Origin of the sequence: Sphingobacterium sp. UBA5996 (genome assembly GCF_002429765.1) — a bacterium.
In the GTDB taxonomy this organism is placed as follows: Bacteria; Bacteroidota; Bacteroidia; order Sphingobacteriales; family Sphingobacteriaceae; genus Sphingobacterium.
Genome location: NZ_DJAS01000029.1, coordinates 146,549 through 157,942 on the forward strand (window position 1 = coordinate 146,549; position 11,394 = coordinate 157,942).

Annotated in this window: 8 protein-coding genes; 6 read left to right on the top strand and 2 right to left on the bottom strand. The window is 40.0% G+C overall.

What is annotated here, in order from left to right; all coding sequences use genetic code 11:
- Positions 1-44: 44 nt before the first annotated feature.
- The 3 genes from B3E00_RS20930 (at position 45) to B3E00_RS20940 (ending at position 3,075) form a co-directional block, all read left to right on the top strand.
- Positions 45-806, top strand: coding sequence for a 5'-nucleotidase C-terminal domain-containing protein (locus B3E00_RS20930; protein ID WP_293883191.1), 762 nt, complete (start codon positions 45-47; stop codon positions 804-806).
- Positions 784-1,743: a bifunctional metallophosphatase/5'-nucleotidase gene (locus B3E00_RS20935; protein ID WP_293883190.1), complete on the top strand. Its 960-nt coding sequence runs from the start codon at positions 784-786 to the stop codon at positions 1,741-1,743. Before B3E00_RS20930 ends, B3E00_RS20935 begins: the two co-directional genes overlap by 23 nt.
- Positions 1,744-1,860: 117 nt before the next feature.
- Complete coding sequence (locus B3E00_RS20940) at positions 1,861-3,075, top strand: MFS transporter (protein WP_209579456.1); 1,215 nt, start codon at positions 1,861-1,863, stop codon at positions 3,073-3,075.
- 73 nt (positions 3,076-3,148) lie between these two features.
- On the opposite strand, the gene B3E00_RS20945 is transcribed toward B3E00_RS20940, so the two are convergent.
- Together B3E00_RS20945 and metA are read right to left on the bottom strand one after the other, a co-directional pair.
- Positions 3,149-5,152, bottom strand: a complete 2,004-nt coding sequence (locus B3E00_RS20945; RefSeq protein WP_293939916.1) for a M13 family metallopeptidase — start codon at positions 5,150-5,152, stop codon at positions 3,149-3,151.
- Between the two features lie 163 nt (positions 5,153-5,315).
- A complete protein-coding gene (gene metA, locus B3E00_RS20950) occupies positions 5,316-6,257 on the bottom strand; it encodes a homoserine O-acetyltransferase MetA (RefSeq protein WP_209579454.1) in 942 nt (313 codons plus the stop codon).
- A gap of 418 nt (positions 6,258-6,675) precedes the next feature.
- Here metA and acnA point away from each other — a divergent pair, with 418 nt between their 5' ends.
- From acnA to B3E00_RS20965, 3 genes are all read left to right on the top strand, one after another.
- Positions 6,676-9,444, top strand: a complete 2,769-nt coding sequence (acnA, locus tag B3E00_RS20955; protein WP_293939917.1) for an aconitate hydratase AcnA — start codon at positions 6,676-6,678, stop codon at positions 9,442-9,444.
- Positions 9,445-9,750: 306 nt separating this feature from the next.
- Positions 9,751-10,317, top strand: a complete 567-nt coding sequence (locus B3E00_RS20960) for a pentapeptide repeat-containing protein (RefSeq protein ID WP_293939918.1) — start codon at positions 9,751-9,753, stop codon at positions 10,315-10,317.
- Positions 10,318-10,456: 139 nt separating this feature from the next.
- Positions 10,457-11,344 (top strand): WG repeat-containing protein, encoded by an 888-nt coding sequence (locus B3E00_RS20965; protein ID WP_293939919.1) that lies wholly within the window; start codon positions 10,457-10,459, stop codon positions 11,342-11,344.
- The last annotated feature ends 50 nt before the right edge of the window (positions 11,345-11,394 follow it).

The following is an 11,394-nucleotide window of genomic DNA, read 5'->3' on the forward strand; positions in this document are numbered from 1 at the left end:
ATAATTGGCTAACTTTGCCCAATATTTGGTTAAACGAAAAAAGAATGAAGATATCAAAGCAAATTGCCTTTATTGGTAGCCTTGGATTCGGTTCGCTTTTGATGGTTGCCAGTTGTAGCAAGCAGCTCCATCCAACGCAGAAAGATTTCCAACAATATCATATCAATAGCGATATGCAAGCTGATCCTACAATCGTATCAATCTACGAGCCCTTCAAACATAAAATGGAAGTGGAGATGAATCGAGTGATAGGACATGCAGACAAAGCGTTGACAAAAGAGAAGGCGGCAGAAACATTAATGGGCAATTTTTTTTGTGAAGCCTTGTTGTGGATGAGTGAACACAATGCCCATAACCCTGCAGATTTAGCATTTGCTACTAAGGGTGGAATCCGAAATGATCTGAAAGCAGGCGATATTACCGTTGGACATATTTTCGAGGTGATGCCTTTCGAAAACACTTTAACAATTCTCGAACTCAAGGGAAGTCAAATTCGTCAACTTGCAGACTATATCGCCTCAACACATGGACAACCCATCGCTGGGATGACGTTGACCATTACAGGCAACAAAGCCCAGGACATTAAAATCAAAGGTTTAGCAATTGAAGACAATAAGTTGTATAAATTGGTAACCTATGATTATCTCGCTAATGGTGGCGACAACCTGACACTGTTGACACAATCTGTATCGCGGGCAAATTATCCGCAGCGGATGCGTGAAGGACTGATTGAATACGTGAGTGAATTAACGAAAGAAGGCAAAAAAGTAAATGCAGAATTAGATGGAAGAATTAAAATCAATTAACCGAAGATCATTTATCAAGCAAGTTGGTGGATTTTCTGCTGCAGTTGCATTGGGGTCACTTCCTTTTCAAGCTAACGCTAAGAGCAAAAAAGTAAAACTTACAATCTTACATACCAACGATGTGCATAGCCGCATTGAACCTTTTCCTATGGATGGTGGCAAATATCAAGGATTGGGTGGTGTGGCACGTCGAAGCACGCTTATCAATAAAATTCGCAAAGAAGAAGAACACCTCCTATTATTAGATGCGGGCGATATGTTTCAAGGTACACCCTATTTTAATCTATTTGGAGGGAAGCTGGAGCTGGATCTCATGACGAAATTGGGGTATGACGCTGGGACATTTGGAAATCACGAATTTGACAATGGACTGGACGGACTTGTGAAATACTTGGACCATGCTAAATTTCCGTTTTTAACGGCCAATTACGACTTTAAAGGAACAGTATTGGAAGGAAAAACCAGCGATTACACCATATTTCATAAGGCTGGTATAAAAATCGGTGTATTCGGGCTCGGTGTAGATATCGAGGGATTGGTAGATCCCAATAACTTTAAGGGAATGAAATATTTGGATCCAATTGAGGTATCCAAAAAGGTGGTACAGATACTCAAGGAAAAACATAAATGCGAGCTCATCATCTGTCTGTCACATTTAGGTTACCAATATGAAAACGATAAAGTGTCGGATTTGGTGCTTGCAGCCAAAACATCAGATATCGACTTAATTATAGGCGGGCATACGCATACATTTTTAAATGAACCCACATTAGTTACCAATTTAAAAGGTATGAAGACCGTTGTGAATCAAGTCGGTTTTGCAGGAATTAATTTGGGGAGAATTGACTTCATTATGGAGCCGGGTTCCAAAAAGAAACAAATGGTGGCGAGCACCTATCAAATCGATCCTACAATTCCAGCGTCCATGTTGGCATAATTTGATTCACTATTCATAAATGCCAAATTGACTAATCAATTTGGCATTTTTTTTCAAGACAACAAGAAGACTTATAGACTTAAAACACGAGGTTTATATAAGCTGATTTACCCTTTAATGAAAAGAATTTTATCAATATACCTAGACTCCTTTAGAGGACTCTCACAAGCTGCATGGCTGCTTGCTATCGTCATGCTGATCAATAGAATGGGAAGCATGGTGATTCCATTTCTCGGCCTTTACATGACCAGAGTTTTGCACTTCGATATAAAACAAGTCGGAATTGTTTTGATGTGTTATGGCGTTGGCTCCGTCTGTGGATCTTACATAGGAGGCTGGCTGACCGATCGAATTGGTAGTTTCAAGGTTCAGTTCGGAAGTCTTGTGTTGGCCGCTCCTTTATTTCTACTGATACCATACTTTAAAGAGGTACAGTCGCTATCCATCATGATTTTTACGTTAAGCTTGATTTTTGATGCTTTTAGACCTGCAAACTCCGTCTCAGTAGCAAGTTACGCTAAACCCGAAAATATCACCCGCGCCTTTTCATTGAATCGTTTGGCTATCAATCTGGGCTTCTCGATCGGTCCAGCGGTGGCAGGTTTTCTGGCATCCATCTCTTTCAATTGGATATTTTATGGAAATTCCCTTGCCGTTCTCTGTGCAGCAATAATTTTCTTTGTCTTTTTTCATAAAAGACAAAAAAGAAGCGATATCAGATCAAAAAAAGAGACTACACCTGATAATGAAATGCCTCAAAAAGGACGAAATCCTTATACCGATGTGCCATTTATCCTATTCAATATCTTTTGTTGTATCTTCTCTTTTTGTTTTTTTCAGCTGATCACTACCTTACCGATATTCTATCGAGAAGTTCACCATTTGAATGATCACCAAATTGGATTTCTGCTTGGATGGAGCGGCTTCGTCATTGTGTTATTAGAAATGTTTATTGTTCATATTGCCGAGAAGAGATTTTCATTAATTAGCACACTCGTCTTTGGAACATTTTTATGTGCCATTTCATATGCCATGCTAAATTTCACTGGTGGACTTGCTTGGTTATATTTCACATTTTTTATTTTTGGATTGGGAGAAATGCTCACATTGCCTTTTATGGCAACCGTTTCTGTCAATCGGTCTTCCCCGAAAACCCAAGGAGCCTACATGGGCTTCAACTCGCTGGCCTTTTCAGCTGCAAATATTTTTTCGCCAATCCTGGGCACAAGTATTGTTGATTCCTTTGGTTTCACAACGCTATGGTGGGCAACTGCATTGAGTTTATCCGTTACAGCCATTGGGTTCTATCTGGTTTTGAAATGGATGAGATAGCTTAAATTGAGTCAATACAAAGGGCGTATTACATTTTGCAATACGCCCTTTTTTAATTGATCTCATGAACAAACTACCAAATTTTAATCCGCTTATTCACAGGAACAAACATTTTGTCTCCCTCCTTGGTATCCCAAGCTTTGTGAAAAGCGTCCAGGTTAATAATCGGCGCAAAAGCACGATACTGCGCTGGAGAATGGGGGTCGGTCTTCACTTGGTTGACCACAAACTCATCCGTTGTTTTGGTCCTCCAAATAGTTGCCCAAGAAAGGAAGAAGCGTTGATCTTGTGTAAACCCATCTATCAATCCAGGATTGCCCTTATCTTTCAAATAAAGTTGCAAGGCATCAAAAGCGACAGATGAGCCGCCCAGATCACCGATGTTCTCGCCCAATGTGAAACGACCGTTTACAAAAACTCCTGGCACAGGTTCATAAGATTCAAATTGACGGACCAATGCATCTGCAGCGGCTTCAAATTTTGCCTTATCACTATCGCTCCACCAGTTGTTCAGATTTCCATTCCCATCATATTTAGCACCCTGATCGTCAAAGCCGTGTGAAAGTTCGTGACCAATTACCGCACCAATACCACCGAAATTAACAGCTGCATCGGCCTTGTAATCATAGAACGGAGGTTGAAGAATAGCCGCGGGAAAGACAATTTCGTTAAACAATGGACTATAATAAGCGTTTACAGTTTGCGGTGTCATCCCCCATTCAGACTTGTCCACTGGCTTATCTTGTTTAGCCAAATTTTGATAAAATGCCCATTTGCTTGATGCCAATACGTTTTCATACAACGACGTGCCCACTTCAAGTTTGCTATAATCTTTCCACTTATCTGGGTAACCAATTTTAACTTTAAACTTATCCAGTTTTTCCAAAGCCTTTACTTTTGTGTCGTCAGACATCCAGGTCAGGTCCTTGATATGCTGGTTGAATGCTTTAATCAGATAGCTTACAAGCTCCTCAGCCTCGGCTTTAGCCTTTGGAGGAAAGCTTTCTTTCACATATAATTTACCCAATAGCTCTCCCGCGATGGAGTTAACAAACTCTACGCCGCGCTTGTCTAGCGCACGTTGTTCTTTTTGTCCTTTTAACTTACGCCCCCAAAAATCAAAAGACAGATCGTTTAATTCTTGCGTAGTGTATGACGCCGCGTTATTTAGCACATGAAATGTCAATAACTCTTTAATCACCGGTAGATTTTGAGGATTGAAAACTTTGTCAAGATTTTCATAGTATTTTATTTCCGGTATAATAACCGTGTCAGCCTTAAAACCGACGTCATTTAAGTATTTTGCAATATCGATATTCTTCACGATTTTTTTCAGATCCGCAACAGCGATCGGATTATACCGGCCATTGGCATCCCTTGATTGCTCAACAGTTTTAAGATTTGAGGCCAACTGCTTTTCAAAGGCAACAATTTTCGGCCCCTTTAAATCCCTTGTAAGTTGACCTGATTTGGCATAAAGTGAAGAGATATAAATGGAATAATCATTTAATGTCTCTTCATTCTTCTTGTCATTTACCTGATAATAGGATCTTCCCAACCCGAGACTTCCTCCACCTAAATATAGCGTATTGACATCTGAATTCTTAAGATGTGCATAAACATAACCACTGAAAAAAGGATTTCCGCCAATAGGCGCCACTTCGACAAGATACTCATACAAGTCGTTGAAATTTTTAATCGCAGCGATTTTATTAAGATATGGTTTAACTGGCTCCAAACCGAGTTTGTTACGCGTCTCCATATCAACGAACGATTTATACAAATCTGCGATCTTCTGATTGTCTGTTCCTTTCTGAAATTCGCCTGAAAGTGACTCTTGCAGGACCTTTAATGTAGCAATATCTGTTTTTTCACGAAGCTCATCAAATGATCCCCATCGCGCCTTATCGGAAGGAATCTTGACTGTTTTCATCCATTGTCCATTCACAAAATTGTAAAAGTCATCTTGAGGGCGCACGCTTTTATCCATGTAAGTCACATTAATTGCATTGTTTTGCGCATGGCTTATCAATGAGCCACAGGTCAGCAGGGCTGCTAAGAGTATGTTTTTCTTCATATAAAATTTAGTTTGTTTGTCGCTATATACAAACTTAAGAAAACTTATTCTATTGTCGATGCAACAAATGAGTTTCAAAAAGCAACTTAGATTATCCGCGACAACTGGAGATTTGTCTTAAAATAGCATACTATTCTAACGGGTTTCGTCGGGATAAAAGCGATTACCCCTGTTTGATTTCCCCCAAATGGATAACATCTTTCAGGTCAAAAGGTGTTTCCTGATAAACGAAGTAATTCAACCAATTATTGAACAACAGATTGGCATGGCTTGTCCACCGAACCAAAGGGCGATTCTCAGGATTATCATCGACATAATAATTTACAGGCATTGCAATCTGCTGACCTTTTTCCAAGTCTCGTTTATATTCTTCGTCCAATGTAAAAGGTGCATATTCCGAGTGTCCAGTCAAATAAAACTCTCGCCCCCCACGGGATGAAGCGATCGCAATGCCCGCTTCCGGAGATTCTGAAAGAATTTCCAAACCATCCTTCGTTAAAAGATCATCCTTTTCAACAGTCGTATGGCGGCTATGGGGGATATAGAATTCATCATCAAACCCCCGGAACAAAGGGTGTCTCTTATCTAAAGCTGTATGCTTAAATACACCAAAAAGCTTCTCTCTTAACGGCTTCTTCTCTACCTCATAAAAATGATATAATGCCGCTTGGGAAGCCCAGCAGATATACAAACTGGAGGTTACATGCGTTCTCGCCCAATCAAAGATCGTCTTGATTTCATTCCAATAGGTCACCTCCTCAAAAGCAACCATTTCAACCGGAGCACCCGTAATGATCATACCATCGTAGAAGTTTTCCTTTACCTCAGTCAGACTCTTGTAAAACATTTCCAAGTGCTCTTCCGGTGTGTTCTTAGATACATGTGTTTCAAGTCGTAAAAACTCCATTTCCACCTGCAAAGGATTATTGGACAGCAAACGGATAAAATCTGTCTCAGTGGTAATTTTAAGAGGCATTAAATTAAGTACTAAAACACGTAGTGGTCTAATATCTTGCTCATTTGCTCTTAAATCGCTCATGACAAATATATTTTCCTTTTTCAACAGCTCAATGGCAGGAAGGTTATTAGGAAGTTTGACGGGCATAGATAATTTCTCCTTATACAATTAGCACGCAAAATTAGCAAGAAAATGCCGAAAATACTAAATGAAACATAAATTATCTTCCATTATCTTGCTATCTTGAATAATCCTGGAATCTATCCCCAGCCCGATTCTGGCGGTGCAGAAAAAACAATAAACCCATCAATAAAACAGTCCACTACTAAATTCTGTAGTCCTATTGTACGATGCTTGTTTATTGCTATTTTCATAATACCTAACACAATATCAATAACTTCATTTGATTGCTTCAAAAGGATCAAATACTTAGTTTGACGTTTTTTTTAACCATTGCTAACCACAGGTCGATTTTACATAAAAAAGATAAAGGTGTGTGTAAAAGATATTACAAACAAATTTGGGCCTATGCATATTATATACTAAGAAAAATAAGTAGATGAATATGAGCAAAGAGAAATCAATACGCGAAATTGAAATTAACGGAAGATCTTACCATTACAGTTCCATTAAGGACCTTCCGGAAGGTAGCATCAATCACTTACCCTTTAGCATTCGGATATTATTGGAGAATGTTTTGCGTAACCACGATGGATTCAGTATCACGGATGAGCACGTTAATACACTGATCAACTGGTCGCCCCAGCCCGTAGATAAAGATATTCCCTTCAAACCGGCCCGGATTTTAATGCAAGATTTTACGGGAGTACCTGCAGTGGTCGATATGGCATCCTTACGTGCCGAATTTATCCGTCACGGCAAGGATGGACAGAAGATAAATCCTGCCATACCAGTGGATCTTGTGATTGACCACTCCGTTCAGGTAGATTACTTTGGCACTGAATATTCTTATGATAAAAATGTCGCGTTGGAATATGAACGTAACCGCGAGCGTTATGAACTTCTTAAATGGGCGCAGAAAGGATTAAAGAATTTTACTGTCGTTCCACCGGGTATGGGTATCTGTCACCAGGTCAATTTGGAATATCTAGCCAAAGGCGTGGTAGCGCATGACAATTGGCTTTTTCCAGACACATTAGTAGGTACAGATTCGCACACGCCAATGGTCAATGGTATTGGCGTTTTAGGCTGGGGAGTTGGCGGCATAGAAGCTGAAGCCGCCATGCTTGGACAACCCATCTTTTTCACCTGCCCAGAAGTTATCGGTCTCAAGCTCAGTGGAAAAATACCAGGTGTATGCACCGCCACGGATATGGTACTTTCCATAACAAAAGTCTTACGCGAAAAAGGCGTTGTCGGAAAATTTGTTGAAGTATTTGGAGATGGATTAGACAGCCTATCTGTAACAGATCGTGCAACCATTTCAAATATGTCTCCGGAATTTGGCTGTACGGTTACGTATTTTCCAATTGATGATCGAACCCTCGAATACATGCATAGTACCAATCGAAGTGCTGAACAAATTAAACTTGTTGAAGATTATTGCAAAAACAACCTACTTTGGCGTACGGGCAACGAGGATATTCAATATTCTTCTGTGGTAGAATTCGATTTATCCAACCTAGAGCCTACTGTGTCAGGTCCCAAACGTCCTCAAGATAAGATTTTGGTAAAAGATTTAAAGGCTACATTCTCAGCGCTCTTAGACAGCGAACACCATCGTCAATATGTTCCAGTGCTGCAGCGATCTGAATCAGCATGGCTCGCCGACGGTGGTTCAGGCACAGAGTTTACCTTTGGAAAAGTACCTGTCGACCATGCTTCGCCACATGAAGTTATTCAGGAGTCTATTCATGCCGTTCGCATCAAACACAATCATAAGGAGTATATTGTTAGTGATGGTAGTATTGCCATCGCTGCCATAACGAGCTGTACAAACACATCGAATCCTACCGTCATGATCGGCGCTGGTTTATTGGCTCGAAACGCGATCGAACGCGGACTTCGCACAAAATCTTGGGTAAAAACTTCCTTAGCACCGGGCTCAAAGGTCGTTACGCAATACCTCGAACGATCGGGACTTCGCGCAGATCTTGACGCCCTGCGTTTTCACACCGTGGGCTATGGTTGTACCTCCTGTATTGGAAACTCCGGCCCTCTCCCGCCCCAAATTGCAGAAGCGGTAGAAAAGGGTGAACTGATTGTCGCCTCAGTATTATCTGGCAATCGAAATTTTGAGGCACGTGTGCATCCGCAGGTCAAAATGAATTTTTTGATGTCGCCGATGCTTGTTGTTGCCTATGCCCTCGTCGGGAGAGTTGATATCAACCTACTGGAAGAGCCAATTGATTACGACCCCAACGGTGAGCCTGTATATCTTAAAGATATTTGGCCCACCCGGGAAGATATTATGGAAACCGTCAATGCCTGTGTCAAACAGTCAGATTTTCAAGAAGTTTATGATGTGATCTTCGACGGGTCACCAGATTGGCAAGAACTTGAAGTAAATCTTGACCAGAATTACCAATGGGATAATACTTCCACTTACATCAAGGAATCACCTTTTTTCGAAAATTTACAGGCTGTTCCTAACCCTATACAGGATATTGAAAATGCAAGGGTGCTTCTTTATCTCGGCGATTCGGTGACGACGGATCACATATCTCCTGCCGGCTCATTCAAAGAAGACACGGCAGCTGGGCAATACCTCAGGTCACATCAGGTAATTAAAGAAGATTTTAATTCCTATGGATCCAGACGTGGCAACCATGAAGTCATGATGCGTGGAACATTTGCCAATGTACGTATTAAAAACAAAATCGTCGATCGCGAAGGTGGATTTAGTCGCTATTTTCCGAAGAATGAGGTAAAAACTGTGTATGATACTGCTATGAATTACCGTAATGACAATACGCCACTGATTATATTGGCTGGAAAAGAGTACGGTTCGGGCTCTTCGAGAGATTGGGCCGCCAAGGGGACTTTTCTGCTTGGCGTGCGGGCTGTAATTGCTGAAAGCTTCGAGCGTATCCATCGAAGCAATCTGGTCGGCATGGGCGTAGCACCACTGGTTTTTATCAATGATGAAAATGCCGAGAAATTGGGCCTGGACGGAACAGAAGTTTATACCATCACAGGACTGGAAACCGACTTAACACCCCATAAACTGCTCGCGGTAACGGCTGTACATGAAACTGGAAAAGTCACCACATTTCAAGTAAAAGCAAGGCTTGATTCGGCCATCGAAATTGAATATTTTAAGAATGACGGCATCCTACAATATGTACTACGTCAATATTTAAAAAATAACTAAGATGTATTAATACGATCCAGGATTTATTAGCATGTAAAGGGCACCCAAAAGTGCCCTTTAACAATTTATACTAAACCCTACCAGAGTTCTACAATGCTCCAACTTGGTACCCAGCATCCCCAAGGTGATGTCTATGGCTTTACCAAAGATAGCCTTAAAAAATCAGCATTTGTATCCCTAGAAACAGGTATTTTCTGCGAGCGAAAACATCAAGATCTAATTCATATTAAAATGAAATCATTCCGAAGAATTCCTTATTTTAGCTAAAATCAATACCAACTAGAATCAATGCCAAAACGTTAGCAAATGAAAGAGCTTGTCGAACAAACAATCACTAAACAGACTTTCACAACCGAACTAAAAGAAGTTCAAGAATACTATAAATGTATTTTTGAACAATGCGATTTTCAAAATGCGGAGCTGGTAAACCTCATTTTCACAAACTGTGAATTTAAGTCTTGCAATGTCTCCAATGTCAGTTTAAATGGGACACAATTAGATCATCTTGTTTTTGATAACTGTAAAATGCTGGGCATAAACTTTAATGCATGTAGTTCATTTTCCTTTCATGTCAATTTCAGCAATTCTGTGCTGGATTACTCCTCTTTTTTTGAAAGAAACCTAAAGAAGTTTCAATTTGATAACTGCTCTTTGCAACACGTGGATTTTGAACGCGCCAATCTTCAGCAATCGGTATTCAAAAAGACTAATCTATTTAATGCCCATTTCGTTCAATGTAACCTCGAAGGCTGTGATTTTAGATCGTCCATCAATATACAGCTTGATCCAGACGCCAATCGCATGAAAAAAAGTAAATTTAGCCTAGAACAACTGCCCGGACTATTGCTTAACTATCAATTGACCATTGACTAAATACCAACACCATACATCGATAAGGTCTTGTTGCTTGCTGAAAGAAAAGACCGAAGTGGATTTATCGTTAAAATAACGGATTTCAGGGATACAACGCCTTACTTGCAATCAGGATATTTGTGCTTCAAAGTTTAACAAAATGAAAAAAATATCCTTATCATTCGCAGCCTTCCTGGTAACCAGTACAATGTCGTTTGCTCAAATAAATGAAACGTTCAAGACCAACAATTCGAATGAGCATTCCAGCGACTCAACCAAAGAAAACACAATAGAGAGCAATCAAATGGCTGAAAATCTCTATGTCTTCGAAGATGCCACAACTCGTCTTGTGGGATTAAAAGACAGCGAGGAAAAAACAATTGTACCCGCCCAATATCTTTACATCGCACCATTTGTCGGAGATGTCAGCATAGTTCAATATAAGAATGAGAAATATGGTACTATTAACCCCGTTGGTAAAGTAACAATCCCTTTCAAATATGATTATTTAGGTTATGATGATTATCTTGAACAATTTGTTTTTGGACTAAACGAGAGATATGGAGTGATGGATAAAACCGGAAATATTTTGATTGCAGCAAACTATGATATGATATCGGTTATTAATGGCGGATATGCTATCTTTCAATTAAATAACAACTATGGACTTTTGAATCAAGCTGGTAAAATTGTTATTCCGGCACGATATAGCTACATTTCAGAAAATAATTCAACACATTTCATTAGCATCGAAAACGACAAGTATAATCTTGCTGACATAAAAATGAATCGGATCATTGCACCTGATTACGATTTTATTTCAATTACCGAAGAACCCAATCTTTTCCTGGCGAGCAAAGATAGAAAATACGGCTATTTAGATGGACAGGGAAAAATAGCAATCCCATTCATATACAGCGGAGCTACTGCTTTCAGTGATGGTATAGCTTCTGTATCTTTGGCGGATTCGGATGATGTAATTTTGATTAATACCAAAGGCGAACGCATAGAAATAGATACAGAAGAAGAAGAAAGTGATGTTAATTAATAACCAACAACAAAAAAGACCGGCTGCAGATAGAGGGCACTGAAAAAGTC

Coding starts and splice junctions, on each gene's coding strand:
- acnA (WP_293939917.1), top strand. CDS start 6,676: ATGAGCAAAGAGAAATCAATACGCGAAATTGAAATTAACGGAAGATCT.
- metA (WP_209579454.1), bottom strand. CDS start 6,257: ATGCCCGTCAAACTTCCTAATAACCTTCCTGCCATTGAGCTGTTGAAA.
- B3E00_RS20965 (WP_293939919.1), top strand. CDS start 10,457: ATGAAAAAAATATCCTTATCATTCGCAGCCTTCCTGGTAACCAGTACA.
- B3E00_RS20935 (WP_293883190.1), top strand. CDS start 784: ATGGAAGAATTAAAATCAATTAACCGAAGATCATTTATCAAGCAAGTT.
- B3E00_RS20960 (WP_293939918.1), top strand. CDS start 9,751: ATGAAAGAGCTTGTCGAACAAACAATCACTAAACAGACTTTCACAACC.
- B3E00_RS20945 (WP_293939916.1), bottom strand. CDS start 5,152: ATGAAGAAAAACATACTCTTAGCAGCCCTGCTGACCTGTGGCTCATTG.
- B3E00_RS20930 (WP_293883191.1), top strand. CDS start 45: ATGAAGATATCAAAGCAAATTGCCTTTATTGGTAGCCTTGGATTCGGT.
- B3E00_RS20940 (WP_209579456.1), top strand. CDS start 1,861: ATGAAAAGAATTTTATCAATATACCTAGACTCCTTTAGAGGACTCTCA.